This is a genomic window from Streptomyces sp. NPDC048277, from assembly GCF_040652235.1.
In the GTDB taxonomy this organism is placed as follows: Bacteria; Actinomycetota; Actinomycetes; order Streptomycetales; family Streptomycetaceae; genus Streptomyces.
In genome coordinates this window covers 1-17,507 of record NZ_JBEZLQ010000050.1, presented here as the reverse complement: position 1 = coordinate 17,507, position 17,507 = coordinate 1, and the positions used below count along the sequence as shown (strand labels likewise).

The 17,507-nt window shown below is 71.0% G+C and carries 17 protein-coding genes, 1 pseudogene and 1 riboswitch; of the genes and pseudogenes, 6 read left to right on the top strand and 12 right to left on the bottom strand.

Annotated elements, in window-relative coordinates:
- Positions 1–45: 45 nt before the first annotated feature.
- Genes AB0D85_RS50285 through rpmG form a run of 3 tightly spaced genes read right to left on the bottom strand, consistent with a single transcriptional unit; the run spans position 46 to position 1,648 of the window.
- Positions 46–1,224 (bottom strand): GTP-binding protein, encoded by a 1,179-nt coding sequence (locus tag AB0D85_RS50285; protein ID WP_362337736.1) that lies wholly within the window; start codon positions 1,222–1,224, stop codon positions 46–48.
- On the bottom strand, positions 1,221–1,478 hold the full coding sequence (locus AB0D85_RS50280) for a type B 50S ribosomal protein L31 (RefSeq protein WP_362337733.1): 258 nt from the start codon (positions 1,476–1,478) through the stop codon (positions 1,221–1,223). Before AB0D85_RS50280 ends, AB0D85_RS50285 begins: the two co-directional genes overlap by 4 nt.
- A gap of 5 nt (positions 1,479–1,483) precedes the next feature.
- Positions 1,484–1,648: a 50S ribosomal protein L33 gene (gene rpmG / locus AB0D85_RS50275; protein ID WP_362337730.1), complete on the bottom strand. Its 165-nt coding sequence runs from the start codon at positions 1,646–1,648 to the stop codon at positions 1,484–1,486.
- A gap of 74 nt (positions 1,649–1,722) precedes the next feature.
- On the opposite strand from rpmG, the gene rpmB reads away from it, so the two are divergent.
- Positions 1,723–1,959 carry a 50S ribosomal protein L28 gene (rpmB, locus tag AB0D85_RS50270; RefSeq protein WP_362337727.1) on the top strand — a complete coding sequence of 79 codons (237 nt, stop codon included), beginning with the start codon at positions 1,723–1,725 and terminating at the stop codon, positions 1,957–1,959.
- Positions 1,959–2,264: a 30S ribosomal protein S14 gene (gene rpsN / locus AB0D85_RS50265; RefSeq protein ID WP_362337724.1), complete on the top strand. Its 306-nt coding sequence runs from the start codon at positions 1,959–1,961 to the stop codon at positions 2,262–2,264. Before rpmB ends, rpsN begins: the two co-directional genes overlap by 1 nt.
- Before the next feature lie 122 nt (positions 2,265–2,386).
- On the opposite strand, the gene AB0D85_RS50260 is transcribed toward rpsN, so the two are convergent.
- From AB0D85_RS50260 to AB0D85_RS50245, 4 genes are read right to left on the bottom strand one after another with little or no spacing between them, the layout of a single operon-like run.
- Positions 2,387–2,776 (bottom strand): (2Fe-2S) ferredoxin domain-containing protein, encoded by a 390-nt coding sequence (locus AB0D85_RS50260; protein ID WP_362337721.1) that lies wholly within the window; start codon positions 2,774–2,776, stop codon positions 2,387–2,389.
- On the bottom strand, positions 2,757–3,584 hold the full coding sequence (locus AB0D85_RS50255) for an ABC transporter ATP-binding protein (RefSeq protein ID WP_362337718.1): 828 nt from the start codon (positions 3,582–3,584) through the stop codon (positions 2,757–2,759). Before AB0D85_RS50255 ends, AB0D85_RS50260 begins: the two co-directional genes overlap by 20 nt.
- On the bottom strand, positions 3,581–4,594 hold the full coding sequence (locus AB0D85_RS50250; RefSeq protein ID WP_362337715.1) for an iron chelate uptake ABC transporter family permease subunit: 1,014 nt from the start codon (positions 4,592–4,594) through the stop codon (positions 3,581–3,583). The genes AB0D85_RS50255 and AB0D85_RS50250 overlap by 4 nt, the downstream gene beginning before the upstream one ends.
- The gene (locus tag AB0D85_RS50245; protein WP_362337712.1) at positions 4,591–5,646 is read right to left on the bottom strand and encodes an ABC transporter substrate-binding protein; all 1,056 of its coding nucleotides are present in this window, start codon (positions 5,644–5,646) and stop codon (positions 4,591–4,593) included. Before AB0D85_RS50245 ends, AB0D85_RS50250 begins: the two co-directional genes overlap by 4 nt.
- 54 nt (positions 5,647–5,700) lie before the next feature.
- A riboswitch (cobalamin riboswitch) is annotated at positions 5,701–5,878 on the bottom strand.
- A gap of 55 nt (positions 5,879–5,933) precedes the next feature.
- On the opposite strand from AB0D85_RS50245, the gene AB0D85_RS50240 reads away from it, so the two are divergent.
- The 3 genes from AB0D85_RS50240 to AB0D85_RS50230 all read left to right on the top strand — a co-directional run bounded on the left by AB0D85_RS50240 (position 5,934) and on the right by AB0D85_RS50230 (position 9,777).
- On the top strand, positions 5,934–6,824 hold the full coding sequence (locus tag AB0D85_RS50240; protein ID WP_362337709.1) for an ATP-binding protein: 891 nt from the start codon (positions 5,934–5,936) through the stop codon (positions 6,822–6,824).
- Between the two features lie 139 nt (positions 6,825–6,963).
- Positions 6,964–8,196, top strand: coding sequence for a glucuronyl hydrolase (locus tag AB0D85_RS50235; RefSeq protein ID WP_362337706.1), 1,233 nt, complete (start codon positions 6,964–6,966; stop codon positions 8,194–8,196).
- A 108-nt stretch (positions 8,197–8,304) separates the two neighbouring features.
- Positions 8,305–9,777, top strand: a complete 1,473-nt coding sequence (locus AB0D85_RS50230; protein ID WP_362337703.1) for an aminotransferase class V-fold PLP-dependent enzyme — start codon at positions 8,305–8,307, stop codon at positions 9,775–9,777.
- 48 nt (positions 9,778–9,825) lie between these two features.
- Here AB0D85_RS50230 and AB0D85_RS50225 read toward each other — a convergent pair whose 3' ends face one another.
- The 4 genes from AB0D85_RS50225 to AB0D85_RS50210 form a co-directional block, all read right to left on the bottom strand.
- Positions 9,826–11,535 carry an ATP-binding cassette domain-containing protein gene (locus tag AB0D85_RS50225; RefSeq protein ID WP_362337700.1) on the bottom strand — a complete coding sequence of 570 codons (1,710 nt, stop codon included), beginning with the start codon at positions 11,533–11,535 and terminating at the stop codon, positions 9,826–9,828.
- A gap of 62 nt (positions 11,536–11,597) precedes the next feature.
- On the bottom strand, positions 11,598–13,499 hold the full coding sequence (locus AB0D85_RS50220) for an FHA domain-containing protein (protein ID WP_362337697.1): 1,902 nt from the start codon (positions 13,497–13,499) through the stop codon (positions 11,598–11,600).
- 220 nt (positions 13,500–13,719) lie between these two features.
- Positions 13,720–15,333 carry a metallophosphoesterase family protein gene (locus tag AB0D85_RS50215; RefSeq protein WP_362337694.1) on the bottom strand — a complete coding sequence of 538 codons (1,614 nt, stop codon included), beginning with the start codon at positions 15,331–15,333 and terminating at the stop codon, positions 13,720–13,722.
- A gap of 200 nt (positions 15,334–15,533) precedes the next feature.
- Positions 15,534–15,905 (bottom strand): cupin domain-containing protein, encoded by a 372-nt coding sequence (locus tag AB0D85_RS50210; RefSeq protein ID WP_362337810.1) that lies wholly within the window; start codon positions 15,903–15,905, stop codon positions 15,534–15,536.
- Positions 15,906–16,238: 333 nt separating this feature from the next.
- Between AB0D85_RS50210 and AB0D85_RS50205 the strand changes: the two genes are divergently transcribed.
- The gene (locus AB0D85_RS50205) at positions 16,239–17,135 is read left to right on the top strand and encodes an RNA polymerase sigma-70 factor (RefSeq protein ID WP_362337691.1); all 897 of its coding nucleotides are present in this window, start codon (positions 16,239–16,241) and stop codon (positions 17,133–17,135) included.
- Between the two features lie 84 nt (positions 17,136–17,219).
- Here the strand turns inward: AB0D85_RS50205 and AB0D85_RS50200 are convergent.
- Positions 17,220–17,507, bottom strand: a pseudogene (locus tag AB0D85_RS50200) (ubiquinol-cytochrome c reductase cytochrome b subunit); the annotation flags it as partial.

Genomic DNA, 17,507 nt, shown 5'->3' with positions numbered 1-17,507 from the left:
GATGTGGAATGCGGTCGGACGGGCGGGCCCTCGGTCCGGCGCGGTTCAGGCCGCCGGGTCGAGCAATTCGTCGAAGGCGTGGGGCAGTTCTTTCCAGCCGTCCCTGCCCGCCGCGTACTCGTCGTCGGTGAGCAGGCACGAGTCGAGCAGGGCCGGCAGACCGTCACGGTCCAGGCCGGGCGAGCTGAAGGTGAGGTACTGGCAACGGTCACCGTGTTCGGGGTGCCAGTCCAAAGAGGCCGCGACGCGCCGGTCGGCCGGAACCATCTCCCAGGCGGCGTCGGGCAGGGCGGCCAGCCAGGGCCCGGCCGACTCCACGCACAGCGCACCGCCCGCGGCGTCCCACGACAGCAGCGTGTCGGGACGGTCCGCCAGCCAGAAACGCCCACGGCTGCGGGCGGCGGCACAGGTCAGATCCTCCAACGCGGCGTAAAGACGCTGCGGGTGGAAGGGCCGCTCGCGCCGCCAGACGACGGTGCTCACGCCGTGCTCGTCGCGCTCCTGCGGCAACAGCGCGCACGCGGGATGCAGACGGGCGGCGGCCGCCGCCACGTCGAACCCAGCCAGCAGAGCGGCCCCCAGGGCACCGTGACTCTCCACGGGTACCGGTCGTGCGCCGGGCGTGAGCTGGGCGAGCAGCTCGCGGTCGCTGTCGTCGGCGCACTCGCCGTCCGCCGCACCGGAGCCGCCCTCGACGAGGGCGAGCACCGTGGGGTACTCGAGCTGCCGGGCGAAGGTGTCGGCGACGGTGCGCTGGTCGGTGGGAGCGGCGGCGAGGCCGGCGTCGGCCAGGTCGTCGCCGTTGCACAGGTACGGCAGGACGAGTGCCGGGTCGACCGCGGTGGCGACCCCGGTCAGCGCCAGCGGTCCGCCCGCGTCGGCGATGACCGCGGCCATGGCCTGGGGCTCGACGGAGTCCCACAGTTCCACGACGGCCAGCCGATAGCGTCCCTCCTGTGCGAGCCGCATCAGTTCGGGGACGAGGTCCTCGCGCAGGGCGCAGCACGCGCAGTCGTTCACCAGGGGTGCGTCGCCGCTGCCCAGCAGACCGCCGCCGTCGCGTACGGTGCGGTGCACAGCGCTGTCGACGGCGCCTGTCAGGTCGTGGTGCAGTGCGACCGAGCCGGGGACCGTACGCAGGATCTCCTCGACGGCGGCCCGGCGGGCGTCGGCGTGCAACCCGGCGACGATCGCGACCGGCAGCCGCGCCTCTCCCCCGCTCACGGCTTCCTCCCTGCGCGGCCGTAGCGCCGCTCGAAGCGCTCGACCCGCCCCGCCGTGTCCAGGACACGCTGGGTGCCGGTGTAGAAGGGATGGCTCGCCGAGGAGATCTCGACGTCGATGACCGGGTAGGTGTTGCCGTCCTCCCACTCGACGGTCTTGTCGCTGGTGGCCGTCGACCGGGTGAGGAAGGCGTAGTCGGCGGCGCGGTCGCGAAAGACGACCGGCCGGTACTCCGGGTGGATTCCGGGCTTCATGGCGTTCAGCGCTCCTCTCGGAAGTCGACGTGCCGGCCGGCGACCGGGTCGTACTTGCGCAGGGTCAGCCGGTCGGGGTTGTTACGGCGGTTCTTGCGGGTCACGTAGGTGTAGCCGGTGCCGGCGGTGGACCTCAGCCTGATGATCGGGCGCAGTTCGTTACGGGCCATGGACGACACCATACAGGAGATTGATTTTCATTTTCATTTACGGCTACCGTGTGGCCACCACGCAAGGAGGAAACATGTCCGCCCACTGCCAACTCACCGGCCGCCGGCCCTGCTTCGGCCATCAGATCTCGCACTCGCACCGGCGTTCCAAGCGCCGCTTCGACCCCAACATCCAGCACAAGCGTTACTGGCTGCCGAGCGAAGGTCGCCATGTCCGGCTCACTCTCTCCGCCAAGGGCGTCAAGACCGTCGACACGATCGGCATCGAGGCGGCCGTGGCCCGCATCCGCGCCCGGGGAGGGAAGGTCTGATGGCGAAGCAGAGCAAGATCGCGAAAAATGAGCAGCGGCGCCTCGTCGTGGCCCGGTACTCAGCGCGCCGTGCCGAGTTGAAGGCGATCATCTCGTCGCCCCGGACACCCGACGACGAACGCGCCGCCGCTCAGCGTGAACTGCGCCGACAGCCCCGCGACGCCAGCGCCACCCGCCTGCGCAACCGCGACTCCGTGGACGGCCGTCCCCGCGGCCATCTGCGCGCCTTCGGCCTGTCCCGCATCCGCGTACGTGAAATGGCCCACGCGGGCGAACTCCCCGGCGTGACCAAGAGCAGTTGGTGAACAGGACGTTCCCGATGTTCTCGCGGTGATCGTGACGCCTGTGCCTGACTCTGCGCACACGCGCAGAAGGCAGGTCAGGCTCCGATCATTCGGAGCGCCGCGCCAGAACTACGAAGTCCCGGTCATCGTGTTCGCCGGGGCGGTGTGAAGACGTAGAGGCCGAGGATGTCGGGGCAGGGGGCGACGCCGGGGCCGCCGGCCTGAACCCAGGCGGCGATGTCCTCGGTGGCGTCCGGGTCGTTGACGAGGCCGAGCCAGACCGGGCGGGCGCCTGCGGCGCGTGCGGCCGCGGAGGGCTGCACGACGATCACGTTGGCGTGTTCGCACACGTCGAGGCAGTCCGAGACACGTACGGGGGCGCTCTCGGCCAGACGCGCGACCTGCCTGTCGTGATCGATGCCGGACACTTTCCGGGTTCCGCAGCAGCAGTCCCGGCAGACGACGATGCGACAGGGTGTCGGTGCGGCGGGGGTGTGCTCGGTACGTCGTTCTTCAGGTTGCCGTCGGGGCATCGCTCGGCGCGCTCCTCTTGGGGTTCGGGGGAGATCCGTCCCGGGCGGCCGGGCGCAGGAAACGGATCACGGGGTGGCCGTGGTCGTGGGTGACCTCGGCCCGCACGCCGTAGACCCGCTCGATGAGGGCGGGTGTCAGGACCTCGGCCGGGGTGTCTTCCGCGACGACTCGGCCCTCGCGCAGGACGAGCAGGCGGTCGCAGTACATCGCGGCGAGGTTGAGGTCGTGCAGGGCGATGACGGTGGTGACCGGCAGGCCGGCGATCAGTTCCAGGAGGTCGAGCTGGTGCTGGATGTCGAGGTGGTTGGTGGGTTCGTCGAGGAGGAGTTCGCGGGGTTGCTGGGCGAGGGCGCGGGCGATCTGGGTGCGCTGGCGTTCGCCGCCGGAGAGGGTGTGCCAGGACTGGCCGGCCCGGTCGGTCAGTCCGGTGCGCCGCAGGGCCTCGGTGACGGCTGCCGCGTCGGCCGTCGTCGGGGGTGTCCAGGCGCGGCGGTGCGGGACGCGGCCGAGGGCGACGACGTCTCGGACGGTCAGTTCGGTCTGGGTGTCGGTGTGCTGGGCCACGGTGGCGATACGGCGGGCGGTGGCACGGCGGCCGACCTCGGTGAGCGGGCGGCCGTCCAGGGTGACGACTCCGGCGGTGGGGGCGAGGACCCCGGCCAGCAGCCTCAACAGGGTCGATTTTCCAGAGCCGTTGGGGCCGAGGATGCCGACGGTGTCGCCGGGGCGCAGGGTGAGGGTGACGCAGTCGACGACGACCTTGTCTCCCAAGCGCCGTACGACACCGTCCGCGTGGAGGCTGGTCATGCCCTGCTCCGTCCGCGGTAGAGCACGGCCACGAACGCCGGCACGCCGATCAGGGACGTCACCACGCCCACCGGGACCTCCTGGGGGTCGAGGACGGTTCGGGCCAGGGTGTCCACCCACACCAGGAAGACCGCCCCGGTCAGGGCCGTGACCGGCAGGAGGCGAGCGTGGCCGGCGCCGGTCAGGGCGCGGGTGACGTGCGGGAGGACCAGACCGACGAAGCCGATCGCGCCCGCGCAGCTGACCAGCGCGGCGGTGAGCAGCGCGGTCGCCGAGAGCAGGACCAGGCGGGTACGGGCGACATGGACACCGAGTCCGGCGGCGGCCTCGTCGCCGAAGGCGAAGGCGTCCAGAGTACGGGCGTACCCGAGGCACACCGTGAGGACCACGGCGAGCACGACGGCGCACAGCAGCACCTGCCCCCAGTCCGCGCCGGTCAGCGAGCCGAGCAGCCAGAACAGGACGCCCCGGGTGGTCTCGGCGTCGGCGGAGGTCAGCACGATGAAGGAGGTCAGCGCGGAGAACAGCTGCATGGCGGCCACGCCGGACAGCACCACCCGGTCGGTGCTGCCGCCGAGGGTGTGGCTGAGCAGCAGCACCAGGGCGAAGGAGAGCAGCGCGCCGAGGAAGGCGCCCGCCGACAGCGACACGACGCCTCCGCCCACGCCGAGTACGACGACGGCGACCGCTCCCGTGGACGCGCCGGAGGAGACCCCGAGCACGAACGGGTCGGCGAGCGGATTGCGCAGCAGCGACTGCATGACCGCGCCGCACACGGCGAGTCCGGCCCCGCACACGGCGGCGAGCAGGGTGCGCGGCATCCGCAGGTTCCACACGATGCCGTCCCGCAGCGGCGCCAACGTGCTCTCGCCGAGCCCGAGATGGGCCGCGACGGACGCCCAGACGTCACCGGTGGAGATGTCGGCGGGGCCGATCGTCACCGCCACGGCGATCGACACGAGCAGCGCGAGCAGGCCCCCGCCCGCCGACAGCAGGGCACGGACGCTCACTTGGCGAGCCCGAAGTCACGCAGACCGGCTGCGACCTTCTCGATCCCTTCGACCGTGCGGATGGACGGGTTCATGGCCTGCCCGCTCAGCAGGACGTACCGCTTCTTCTTCACTGCGGTCAGATTGCGGGTGGCGGGGTTGGTCTCCAGGTAGTGGATCTTCGCCTTCGCGGTCTCCGCGGTCTGCTGCTTGCGGGTCAGGTCGCCGATGACGATGACATCGGGGTCGCGGTCGGCGACGGTCTCCCAGCTGATCTGGGGCCACTCGTCGTGGGTGTCGGCGAACGCGTTCTTCGCGCCGACGGCACGGGTGATGGCGCCGGGCGCGCCGCAGCAACCGGCCAGGTAGGGCGACTGGGAGTTGGCGAACCAGTACATGAGGGACACGTCCGAGGCGTGCAGTCCGGCGGTGGCCGTGCTCACCCGCTTCTCCAGTGAAGCCACGAGCGTCTCGCCCCGCTTCTCGACGTCGAAGGCGCGGGCCAGATCGCGTATCTCGCCGTACACGGCGTCGAGGGTGAGGGGTGTGGAGCGCGATCCGTCGCCGCCGCTGTCGTTGTCCTTGCCCTCGGAGCAGTCGGACGGCGAGACGTACGTGGGCACGCCCAGCTTCTCGAACTGCTCGCGGGTGGCGACCCCGCCCGTGCCGAGGGTGGAGACGAACGAGGCGGTGACGAAGTCGGGTTCGGCGTCCAGGACCTTCTCGAAGGAGGGGTTGTTGTCGGCGAGGCGCGGCACGGACGCGTTGGCCTTCTCCAGGCCCTTCATCACCGGGTCGGTCCAGGTGGCCGTACCGGCCATGCGGTCGGCCAGGCCGAGGGAGAGCAGGATCTCGGTGGTGCCCTGGTTGAGGGAGACGGCCCGCTTCGGGGCCGACTTCAGGGTGACCTTGTCACCGCAGTTGTCGAGGGTGACCGGGTATCCGGCGGCAGCGGTCCGCCCTGTCTTCGCGTCGTTGTCGCCGCCGGAGGAGCCGCAGGCGGTGAGCAGCAGGGCGGAGGTGAGGAGAAGCGCCGGGGTGCGCAGAACGGCGGGGGTGCGGAGCACGGGCATGCCTTTGGGGTCGGGGCTCGTACGCGGAGCCTGGCCTACGGTCGTCCCTCCGCGCCGGGGCGCGAAGGTGCCAGCAGGTCTTCGGACTCGGGTTCGTCCGGCCGGGGCGCCTTCCCGGTCTCCCAGTGGCATGCGTACCCCGCCCGTCCCCCTCACCGCTGCGCGTCAGCTCCGGATTCGCACCGGATTCCCTGACCACGGATGTGGCACGACTGGCTCTGAGAGGTTATCAAGATCGGCCCGTGATCGGATCGTGGAGGGCCGGTCGGGGGCTGCAGGATGGGGCCGTGCCGAAGAACCCGCCCGAGTCCATGCAGTACCACCTGCGCCGGCAACTCAACGCCCACGCGACCGAGCACTGGCCGCAACTCACCCGGGTCCACGTCCGATTCCGAGCCGGATTCGCCTATGTGGACGGCGAGTTGAGGGACGGCGAGCGGCTGCCGCTGTGCCGCCTGCGCTTCACCGGCGTCCTGCACACCTGGGGCTTCGCCCGCTACGACGCGGGCAGCGACGGCTACCGGGACGACATCCTCTCCAGCGGTCTGCCGGCCGGCTCGGCGGAAGAGGCCCTGGACTGCGCGGGCGGCCTGTACCTCGCACCTCACCCGCCGGGCGGCCCCGGGCCGACGCGCGTGCCGACGGGACTCGTGCTCCTCGTGGGCCCACCGGCCTCCGGCAAGACCAGCTTCGTACGGGCACTGATCGCGCATGGCCGGATCGACGAGGGCGCCGTGGTCTCCAGCGACGAGATCCGCGCGGAACTCCTCGGTACCTCACCCGGCGACGTGGCCCCCGACGCGGCGGACGCGCGAATCTTCGAGGAACGCGACCGCAGGATCGCCGCCCGGCTCGCCGCAGGACACACAGCGGTCGCCGAGTCCACGAACGTCACCCCACAGGCACGCACCCGGCTCATCGCCATCGCCAGGCGCTTCCACGCCCCGGTGACCATGCTGCGATTCACCCCGGACCTCGGCACTCTTCTCCGACAGCACGCGGAGCGCGGCCGCACCGACGTCACCGCCGCGGACGTCCGCGCCTACGCCGCGGTCATGGCCCGTCACGCCGGGGCCGACCAACTGCGCGCCGAGGGCGCGGACGCCGTCCACGACGTCCCCGGGCGCCTTCAAGGAGCCACGCCCACGGAGGCCGCGGCGCACTTCTCATTCGCCTGACGAGGCGACACATCCAGGCTCACCCTCCCGCGGGTTCAGATACATGAATATTGAACACGTGCATGTACATTCCGTCGGGTGGCATGCAAGACTCCTCCAACCCCCGTGCACCACAGTCCAGTTGGAGAGGCAGGCAGTCATGTCCATCTCCCGGCGGGCCGTGCTGGCCACCGTGGGCGGCGCCGCAGCCGCCTGCGCCTCCGCGCCTCCGTCCGCGCACGCCCAGACAGGGACCGGCCAGGTGCCGGCCGTCACCCTGCACGCCCTCACCGCCGCGGCCGACTACGCCGCGGACAAGGTCCGCGCCGTCGCACCCGGCGTGGACGGGTTCCCCCTCGCCACCAAGTTCGAGAAATGGGTCTACTCCCAGGACGGCGGCTGGGTCGGCGGATTCTGGCCCGGCACGCTGTGGATGTGCTGGCTCCACACCAAGGACGACTTCTTCCGCGACCTCGCCCTCGACTCGGCCAGCGGACTCGCCCCCCGCCAGTACGACACCAGCACCCACGACCTGGGCTTCCTGTTCACCCCGTCCTGGATCACCGCATGGCGGCTGACCGGTGACACAACCTGGCGCGACGGCGCCGTCCAGGCCGCCCGCACCCTCAGTCGCCGCTACAACCCCCACGGCCGCTACATCCGCGCCTGGGGCGCACTGGACAGCCCGACCAACGCCGGGCGCATCATCATCGACACGATGATGAACCTCGATCTGCTCCTCTTCGCCACCGAGCAGACCGGCGACACCACCTACCTCGACATCGCCGTCGAACACGCCAGGACCACCCAGCACCTCTTCCCCCGTGCCGACGGCTCCACCCCGCACGTCTACGACGTCGACCCGTCGACCGGCGTCCCCATCGGACCCGGCACCGTCCAGGGCTACAGCGCCACCTCCTGCTGGTCCCGCGGACAGGCCTGGGGCATCTACGGATTCACCACCCTCTACCGCCGCACCGCCGACTCCGGGTTCCTGGCCACCGCCTCCCGGCTCGCCGACTACGCGATCGGCACCCTCACTCCCGACCACATCCCCGTCTGGGACTACCGCGCACCGCAGCAACCCCACGACATCAAGGACGCATCCGCCGCGGCCGTCATGGCCTGCGGCCTCATCGACCTCGCCGCCGCAACCGGCCACCGCCCCTACCGCACCACCGCACTGCGCATCCTGACCGCACTCACCCAGACCTGCCTCACCGACAGGTCCGCCCGCGCGGACGCCGTCGTCGCCCGCTGCACCCGCAACCGCCCCGCCGAAGACGGCATCGAAGTCTCCCTCCCCTACGCCGACTACTACCTCCTCGAAGCCATCCTCCGCATCCTCCGGCCCGACAGCCTCCACCACGCCATCGACCTCACCACCCCCTGAGCCGGACACCCGGCAGACCGAGCCCTTTCGCGCAGTGTCGGCGAGCGTGCCCCGGCGGTGAACCCGCACGTGGCTACGGTTGTCGAAGTTCTCTACGGAGGGGCTCTGATGGAAACGGCAGACAGCAGCGGGCACATACGCGGCGAAGAAGAGGACGGTCCCGACGGGTTCGCGGAGCTGCGGGCGCGTGAGTTCGGCTTCCTCGACGAGGGCGGACACACCTACCTCGACCACACGGGCGCCGGACTTCCTCCGCGCTCGCTCGTCACGGGGAGCGCGGAGCGGATCACCGGCGGGCTGTTCGGCAATCCCCACTCGGAGAACCCGGCCTCCCTCGCCTCCGGGCTTCTGCTCGCCGAGGCGAGGGAGGCGGTCCTGCGGTTCTTCAACGCCGATCCCGCCGACTACGCGGTCGTCTTCACCCCCAACGCGACGGGCGCGCTGCGCCTGGTCGGCGAGGCATATCCCTTCAGCCGTGGCGACCGGCTCGTGATGTCGCTGGACAACCACAACTCGGTCAACGGCCTGAGGGAGTACGCGCGGGCGCGGGGCGCCGCGACCGCGTATGTACCGGTGAGCGGGCCCGGCCTGCAGTTGGACGAGAGCCGGCTGCGGGTCGCCCTGTCGGCACGCGGCCTGGGATTCGGCCCCGCGCGAGGGCGGGGGCGCGGCGGCGGCCGCTCGCGCGGGCTGCTGGCCTATCCGGCGCAGAGCAATTTCACGGGTGTCCAGCACTCGCTCGAATGGATCGGGGCCGCCCACGAGCAGGGCTACGACGTGCTGCTCGACGCGGCAGCCTTCGTACCGACCAACGCCTTGGATCTGAGCCGGTACCACCCGGACTTCACCGTGGTCAGCTGGTACAAGGTCTTCGGGCATCCCACCGGCGTCGGCAGCCTGATCGCCCGCCGGTCGGCCCTCGCCAGGCTGCGCCGCCCCTGGTTCTCGGGCGGCACGATCTACGCGGTGAGCGCCCAGGCCCAGTGGCACGTCCTCGCCGAGGACGAGGCCGCCTTCGAGGACGGCACGGTCAACTTCCTGTCCATCCCGGACGTGACCGCCGGGCTGGCCTGGATCCGGCGTCTCGGGATGGACCGCGTACACGCCCATGTCACCGCACTGACCGGCCAACTGCTGGCCGGATTAGGGACGTTGCGGCACAGCGACGGCTCCCCGATGGTCCGGGTGTACGGCCCCGACCGTGCCGCCGCGCCCCGCGGCGGTACGGTCGCGTTGAACCTCCTCGGCGCCGACGGCCGGATCGTCGACGAACGTGTCGTCACCCGCGACAGTGCCGAACGCGGCATATCCCTGCGCACCGGGTGCTTCTGCAACCCGGGCGCCGGCGAAGTGGCCTTCGGCCTGCCGCTGGACCGGCTGCGCTCGGCGGCCCGCGGTCGACTGGGCTCGATGGAGGACTACCTGGAGCTGCTCCGGCTGCCCTCGGCGGGCGCTGTCCGCATCTCCCTGGGCGTGTCGTCACTGCCCAAGGACATCGAGACGTTCCTGTCGTTCGTGACGCGGACGTACCGGGACCAGGTGCCGGACGTGGCAGGGCTGGCCCCGCGGGCGGGTTGTTGAGCCGGCGGACTTCAGCAACTACCCAAGGAGCGCTCTGTGGACTGGGGTTCACCGTCCCGCCAGGCTCCCGGCCGCTCCCTGCCGGCACTTGCGCAGCAGAATCGTCCATGTCCCGGTCAGGAAGGCCAGCGCGAAGGCCGCCAGGATCAGCCAGCCGCGACTCGCCGGATGCCCGAAGGAATCCCCGTACGACGCCAGCAGGGGCGGCCCGAGGGGCGAGCCGCCCGCCCGCCACAGCGGCGCCAGGCCCACCCCGCTGCCCAGCGCCTCGAACGCCCAGCGGTTGGTCATGGCCCAGCTGATCGCCTTCCCGGCCACCGTCATCCGGGGCACCGGCACGAAGGCTCCCGAGAACAGCACCTGGGGAAAACAGAGCAGCGGAAGCATCAGCGTCGCCTGTCCGGGCTCCGAGACCGCCGCCGACGCGAGGAGCCCGAGTGCGAGGGCGGCGGTCGAGGCCAGCACACTCGACGCGAGCAGTGACCCGTAGGTGTCCCAACCCGCCGCGGGCAGCCGGTCCATGGCGCGCAGGACGGCCAACAGCAGCGCGTCGGCGACCGCGAGCACCGGCAGCATCGTCGTGAGCTTGGACAGGACGTACGGGCCGATCCGCAGCCCCGCGAGCCATTCGCGGCGCAGCACGGGGAGCTCGGTGCAGATCTGCAGCAGCCCGTACGTCAGCCCGAAGAAGAACGCGCCGAACGCGATCCAGAACATGATCATCGCCGTCGACCCCGGATCCGGCGCCACGGGATCGAAGGCACCCGCACGGAACAGCAGCGCGAACATCGCCACGATCATGACCGGTGACCCCGCCAGGACGGCGACCGAGAGCCGGCTGTGCAGCAGCAGCGCCGTACCGCGACGCGTCAGCAGCGCCCACTGGCGCAGGGCGCCGACGCGCGCCGCCGGGCGGGCTCGTGACGCATCGGGTTGACGGGCGTCTCCGGGAGGCACGGCAGCCTCGACGACGCGTACGCCGTCGGCCACGGCCGCGTACACGTCTTCGAGGCTGCCGACCCCGAAGGCCCCGCACAGATCGGCGGGTTCACCGGCGTAGGCGACCTCGCCACCGGGAGCGAGGAACACGACCTGGTCGCAGCGGAGCAGATCGGCGGGGACATGGGTCGTCAGTACGACGGTGGTGCCGTCCTCGGCCAGGGCGCGCAGGGTCCGCAGCAGGTCCGCCCCCGTGACCGGGTCGAGCCCGGAGGTGGGCTCGTCGAGGAAGAGCACCCTCGGCCGGGTCAGCAGTTCCACCGCGATGCCGGCCCGCTTGCGTTCACCCCCGCTGAGCGCGCGCACGGGCGTCCCGGCGCGCTCGGAGAGTCCGAGGGTGTCCAGGACCCGGTCGACGGTCCCGGTGACGGTCCGGGCCGGTGTGCCCGGCGGCATGCGCAGGCCCGCCGCGTACACCAGCGTCCGGTGCAGCGGCAGTTCGCGGTGGATGATGTCCTCCTGCGGAACGAACCCGAACTCCCTGCCGGGCGGCCCCGGCCGCTGCCCGTCGTGCAGCACCTCGCCCTCGGTGGGTGCGCTGAGTCCCGCCAGGATCTCCAGCAGCACCGTCTTGCCCGCGCCGCTGCTCCCGGCTATCGCGGTGAGCTGCCCGGGAGCGATGTCCAGTGATATACGGTTCAGCACCCGCCCGGCCCCGCGAACGTCCCGGCTCATCCCGCGCGCCTGCAGGCGCAGGCCGTCGACCGGCGGGAGGGGGACATCGACGGGCGCGTCCGGGCGTATGGGCGAGGTCGGCATGAGTGCAGCATGCCAGGGGCGCCCGCGGGAGGCAGCCCGCTTCCTGGTGTACCGGACAGGCCCTACGCCTGGGCGGCCGGTTCCAGTGCCTCCACGGCCGCGGCCGCCGCGGACGAGTCCTGGCCGTAGAAGATGTCGATGTCGACCTCCTCGCCGCCCATCGTCAGCGTGTCCCACGCGCCGCTGAGGACGAGCATGCGCAGTGTGGCGGGCTGCAGGGTGCGCAGGCGTTCCAGGATCGCCTCGTCGTCCGGCATTCCCGGCAGGCGGAGGGCGAGGCGTGAGCGGATGGCCTGCATGCGCTCCAGCAGGGTCTTGGTGTCCGCCTCACGGTCGGGCTCCTCGGGGATCCCGTCGATGCCGTGGCCGATGATGTCCTTGATCGCCCATGTGACACCCCGGTCGTCGGTGGTGACCATCGCCTTCCAGGCCCGGCTCTTGTGCCGGTACTGCAGCATCGACATCGCCGCCTCGTGGCGGAGGAAGTCCGCGTCCCTGAACGACCTGCCGTTCCACGCCCCGTTGAGGGAGCGGGCCAGGGAGATCGCCGAGGCGAGACCGCTGTTCAGGCCGCGGCCCGGCCAGAAGTGGATCGCGTTGGCGGCATCGCCGAGGAGGAAGCCGTAGGTGCCGGGCGAGTTGGCGGTGGGAGGCAGCAACTCGGCCGAGAAGCGCGGGCGTTGCACCATGTCCAGGCGGAAGCTCGTGACCGCGGTCAGGTCGTCGGACTCGACTCCGAAGAGCAGGAGGCCCTCACGGACCCGCCGCCACAGCGCCGAACCCTTGACCAGAGCGGGCAGGAACAGCGTGCCGTGGGTGGAGCACTGGAAGTCGCCGTACTCGTCGCGGTCCATCAGGCACGGGCGGGAGGCGATGCACTCCTCGAAGACGCGGCGGACCGGATCGAGTCCGATGACCTCCGCCGCCTCGGCATCCGTCAGCCGCATGTTCAGGAAGCCCTCGCCGCGCAGCGAGTTGAGCAGGAAGCGGTTCTGCGCGACCGTCAGCAGCACCGCCATGGGGTCGGGCAGGCCCGACCTCACGCGCAGGCCGAGCACGACGTCCTGCAGGTGGCGGTCGTCGAGGGAGTAGATGGACTCGTCGGCCTTGCCGAACCTGGCGGAGAAGTGGTCCCTGGTGTGTGACCGGCCGCCGTCGCAGATCGCGAGGACGTGCTGGGTCGTGAGTGCTTCCTGCTGTTCCGCCGGGTCGAAGCGGGTGGGTATGAGACGTATGCGGTCCCGTTTCTCGTTCGCCAGCTCCAGCAGCCGGTCCTCGATGTAGGCGATGCGCATGTTGCGCGGGCTGTGGTCGCCGACCGAGTCCGGGCCCGAGGGCCACATCTCCGTGTAGTGCTCCGGGTCGAAGAGGCGCGTCCGTACCTCCTCCGGCCACGCCAGGTACTGGCGGCTCTGTACGGTCACCACCTGCTGGCGCCGGACGTTGCCCTCGTCCTGGCTCTTCCAGACGACGGCACGGCCCCGCTTGCGCCACCGGCCGTCGTAGACGGCGATCTGCACCTGGGGTCCGAGGAAATGCTCCAGCAGCAGGGCGAAGGACAGGCCGACCGGGCCTCCGCCGGCCACGGTGACCCGCAGGACGGGACCCTGCTCCTCCGGGCCGTGCGTCACGGACCGGGGCAGCGAGAGCGCCATCAGCGTCTCCATGGCGTCCGCCACCTCGAAGCGGAACCCCTGGTCGCCCAGGGCGATCTCGTCACCGGGCTGCAGCAGGCGGGAGGTCACCCCCTCGCCGTTGACCAGGGTGCCGTTGCTGCTGTCCAAGTCATGCAGTACGTAACCCTCGTCCTCGTCGAAGACGATCTCCGCGTGGAAGCGGGAGACGCTCAGGCTCGAGATGACGACCGTGTTCTCCGAGTTGCGTCCGAAGGTGACGCGGGTGTCCAGGACCGGGATGCGCTCCCCCGCCAGCAGACCTTCGAGTCCGACCAGCACCGGTGCCACGGCACTTCCTTCCAGGAGTGGCGGAACAGCGACACGGTTCGTACGGCGGTGTGCGACTCTGTTCGGCAACCGCCCCATTGGGGAGCATATAGTTGCCAAGCCGAGTGCTTCCAGTACAGGGATCGGTGCAACTCCGTCCGGCCTGGCGGAACTTCGTCCACTTTCGGCCAGGGGCCGGGCGGCAGCCGCCCGGCCCGCGACCTCTGTCGAGTGACAGCCGTCAGCCGGCGTGGCCGTCGGAGCGCTTGCGGTGCAGGGTGAAGTTCTCGAAGACCGACAGTTCGCCGTGCGGCTTGTTCACGTTGTAGTACGTGACGTGCATCCGCGTGGTGTCACCGGCGTACCGGCCGGGGTCGACGGTGAACGCGGCGAAGCCGTAGGGGTGTTCGACGTCCCGGACGCCCACCCAGACCGCTTCTTCCTTCACGTAGGTGGAGGTGCGCTTGCCGTTCGAGCCGGCGGTCGCCGACACGGCGGTGATCACCTTGGCCGTGCCGTCGGTGAAGAACTTCTGGTTCGTGGTTCCCGAGACGCCTCCGCCGCCGAGGATCATGTGCACGGTGCCGAGGCCGGCGTCGATGTCGTCGGTGGCCTGCGAGACCGGGTTGGGCGTCAGCGTCTCGCTGCCCGTCACGACACCCCGCACGGACAGCGAACGCTCGTAGTTGTGCTCGTGGCCGCACAGGACCAGGTCCACGCCGTAGCGGTCGAACAGCGGGCCGTACTTCTCGCGCAGGCCCAGGTCCGCGCCGTTGGCGTCCGAGGAGCTGATCATGACCTGGTGCATGGCCACGACCACCCAGTCGATGTCGCGCGAGGAGCGCGCCGCCTTCAGTTCCCGCTCCAGGAACGCCAGCTGGCGTCCGCCGGAGTAGCCGCTGATGTAGACGTCGCCGCCGTCCTGCAGGCAGTTGTCGTCGTTCTGCAGGACGATCACCCGCACCGACCCGGCCGTGAACGCGTACCACAGGCCCGCGAGTTCGGCGTCCGTCTCGGTGGACGGGAGGGAGAAGTACGCCTGGTAGGCACCGAGGCCGATCGGGCCGTTGGCCTTCTCGATCTCGTGGTTGCCGGCCGCCGGCATCCAGGGGCGGAAGCGCGCCGAACGGGTGTTGTTGGTGAAGAAGTTGTTCCAGGTCCGCACCCGGTCGACATCCAGGTTGGCGTAGCAGAGGTCGCCGTTGAGGAGGTGGAAGAGCGGGGCGACCTGCTCGATGCCCGTGACGATGTCCTTCGTCGCGGGGGTGGAGTTGGCGTCCAGGGCGACCGTGCCGTCGGCCGCCCAGGTCACCTGCGGGGCGGACTGGTCGCCGAAGCTGGTGAAGGTGATCGGCCTGCGGCCGCGCGGGGCCGTGCGGAACGTGCCGCTGTCGGGGGTCGCGCCCTCGTGAGTGGCGAGGTAGAGGTAGTCCGTGTCCGGGGCGAGCCGGTTCAGCAGGGCGTGGTGGACGTAGACGGTGCGGTTCGAGGTGCCGTCGACATACGTGACGGTCTGGGCGGCGGCGCTGGAGCCGAAGCCGTGCTCCAGGGTGCCGTAGTGCACAACGGGCTTGGTCACCGGCTGGTCGGTGATCCACGAGACCGTCATCTGGGTGCGCGGGTCCGCCCCGAAGGTCAGGTGCAGGCCCTGGACGGGGGGTGCGCCGGAGGAGTCCGCGGTGAGGTGGAAGGCCGGGGCGCCGAGCGGCGCGGCCTGTGCCGTACCCGCACCGATCAACCCGGTGGCGGCGGCGCCCGCTCCCGCGGTCCCCAGCAGGCCCAGCGCGTGACGACGGCTGAGCCCCTCCGACGCCCCCGCGGATCTGTCCTCTGTCGACTCTGATTGTGTGGTCATGACGCCCTCCCGACGAGCAGCTGAGCTGACAACGACCGCACCCTGACCCAGCCCAACTGCTGCCACATGAACACCACATGGCCACATGACCACCACAGATCAGGCAAGGGCCCGGCAAGACCGACACGTGCCCGTGCCTTTGCCAACAGCCGCCCCGTGCTTGACCATCCAGGACGGTCCGGACGGTGTACGGGACCGCGTCAGCCGGTGGGGCGCGGGGCGCGCAGGTGGGCCCGCTCGGCCAGTTCCTCCTCCTCGACCAGTTCGAGCATGGGCCTGCCCGGTGCGCACATCATGGTCACGACGAACCGGGTGCGCGCGTCCGGCAGCGCGTTGCCGTCCTGGTAGTGGATGACGTCACCGCCGGGCTCCCAGAACGTCCCGCCGGCCTCGACCACCCGCTCCGGCTCACCCTCCAGTTCGAAGCGGACCGCGCCCTCGATGACGTACCCGAACGCGGGACCCGAGTGCCGGTGCGGCGGGGTTCCCGGGTCCCCAGGCTCCCACTCGACGTACAGGGTCATCGCCGAGGCTCCCTCGGGGACGGTGATCGGCGAGGCGTCCTGCAGCATCGTCACCGCCGTCTTCCACCCCTCCGAACGGGGTTGCTCGCCGGGGCCGGGGGCTGCGTTCTTGTTCGACACGGTGATGCTCCTCCATGGGTTCGTCGGGCCGCGGGACGGTCACGCCCCTGGTCACGGTGCGTGTTCACCGCCCAGGCGCCTTGAGAGTTTCCCCCTGTCGACCGGGTGCGCGGGGGATCTGCGGCACCGCGGAGTGCGTGTCCGCTTCGGGGGAGCGGGTGACGGCGGCTCAGCCGGGCCGGGGCCGGCGGTCGGCGTGGCCGCGTACAGGTCGGCGCGGTGCCGGCTTGTAGCATGATGATCCAACTCTGGAGGACATCGATGCGCGCCGGTGACAACGCGGACTCCCTCGACCAGGCGACCAAGGACTTCGTCGCGGCGCGTCCCCAGCTCTTCGGCATCGCCTACCGCGTGATCGGCAGCGCCACGGAAGCCGAGGACATCGTCCAGGAGGCGTGGGTGCGGTGGCAGGGGACCGACCGGGCCGGCATCCAGGAGCCGGCCGCGTTCCTGGCCACGGTCACGACCCGGCTGGCGATCAACTTCACCCAGTCCGCCCGGGCGCGCCGGGAGTCGTACGTCGGCCCCTGGCTTCCCGAGCCCGTCAACACGAGCCTGGATCCGCAGCTGGGCGCGGAACGGGCCGAGGCGGTCGACCTCGCGGTGCTCTTCCTCCTGGAGAAGCTGAACCCCGTGGAACGGGCCGCCTACGTCCTGCGGGAGGCGTTCGAGTACACCTACCGGCGGATCGCGGACATCGTCGAGACGAGCGAGGCCAACGCACGTCAGCTGGTGAGCCGGGCCCGTAAGCGGCTGACGGCGGAGCGCAGGGAGCCGGTCGGCTCCGCCGAGCACCGGCGCTTCCTCGAGGTGTTCCTGGCCGCGGCGCAGAACGGTGATCTGTCGGTGCTCGAAGAGATCCTCACCGAGGACGTGGTCAGCTACGCCGACGGCGGCGGAGTGCGCGGCGCGTCCAAGATCCCGGTCTTCGGGCTGCCGCACGTGTCCCGGTACCTGGCCGCCTTCGCGCCGCGGTTCTGGCCCCAGGCGGAGGTGCGCTGGGTCGAGGCCAACGGCAGGCCGGCCGTGCTGGTCTCGGCCGACGGAAACGCGGTGGCGCTGCTGTCCCTCGATGTGTCGGCGCGCGGTATCGAACGCATCATGTGGGTGATGAACCCCGCCAAGCTGGCTCCTTACGTGGCTTCGCTGGAGCGGTAGCCGAGCGCGTGTGCCGCCGTGGGGCCGCCCAGAACGACCCCCGCAAGCTCTTCACGGCCGCGCAGCCGACGTCCTGGGACGGCGTCAGTGCGTGTGTTCGCCGGCTATTTCCCGGTATTCCTGCGTGGTCGGCTTGGCGATCTGTGTGTCCTCGCCGTAGAAGCCACGGCTGAGCCGGACGCGCAGGCGCCGGGTGAGGTGGGCGCCCGCGTCCGGGGCGCTCACGTCCGGTGCGTCCGTGGTGCCGTCGACGCCGGGGATGGAGCCGATCGGCCGATACTGCTCGTGCTGGGTCAGGAGGTGGAGTTCCTCCTGGCTGAGCGGCTCGTGCATCTCGACGAACTCGCCGTGGGGCAGTCGTTTGACGACGCC

Bases quoted from the DNA above. Each gene is read 5' to 3' on its own strand.
- rpsN (WP_362337724.1), top strand. From the start codon at position 1,959: ATGGCGAAGCAGAGCAAGATCGCGAAAAATGAGCAGCGGCGCCTCGTC.
- AB0D85_RS50225 (WP_362337700.1), bottom strand. From the start codon at position 11,535: ATGCCGACCTCGCCCATACGCCCGGACGCGCCCGTCGATGTCCCCCTC.
- AB0D85_RS50235 (WP_362337706.1), top strand. From the start codon at position 6,964: ATGTCCATCTCCCGGCGGGCCGTGCTGGCCACCGTGGGCGGCGCCGCA.
- rpmB (WP_362337727.1), top strand. From the start codon at position 1,723: ATGTCCGCCCACTGCCAACTCACCGGCCGCCGGCCCTGCTTCGGCCAT.
- rpmG (WP_362337730.1), bottom strand. From the start codon at position 1,648: ATGGCCCGTAACGAACTGCGCCCGATCATCAGGCTGAGGTCCACCGCC.
- AB0D85_RS50245 (WP_362337712.1), bottom strand. From the start codon at position 5,646: ATGCCCGTGCTCCGCACCCCCGCCGTTCTGCGCACCCCGGCGCTTCTC.
- AB0D85_RS50280 (WP_362337733.1), bottom strand. From the start codon at position 1,478: ATGAAGCCCGGAATCCACCCGGAGTACCGGCCGGTCGTCTTTCGCGAC.
- AB0D85_RS50215 (WP_362337694.1), bottom strand. From the start codon at position 15,333: ATGACCACACAATCAGAGTCGACAGAGGACAGATCCGCGGGGGCGTCG.
- AB0D85_RS50255 (WP_362337718.1), bottom strand. From the start codon at position 3,584: ATGACCAGCCTCCACGCGGACGGTGTCGTACGGCGCTTGGGAGACAAG.
- AB0D85_RS50230 (WP_362337703.1), top strand. From the start codon at position 8,305: ATGGAAACGGCAGACAGCAGCGGGCACATACGCGGCGAAGAAGAGGAC.
- AB0D85_RS50260 (WP_362337721.1), bottom strand. From the start codon at position 2,776: ATGCCCCGACGGCAACCTGAAGAACGACGTACCGAGCACACCCCCGCC.
- AB0D85_RS50205 (WP_362337691.1), top strand. From the start codon at position 16,239: ATGCGCGCCGGTGACAACGCGGACTCCCTCGACCAGGCGACCAAGGAC.
- AB0D85_RS50210 (WP_362337810.1), bottom strand. From the start codon at position 15,905: ATGCTGCAGGACGCCTCGCCGATCACCGTCCCCGAGGGAGCCTCGGCG.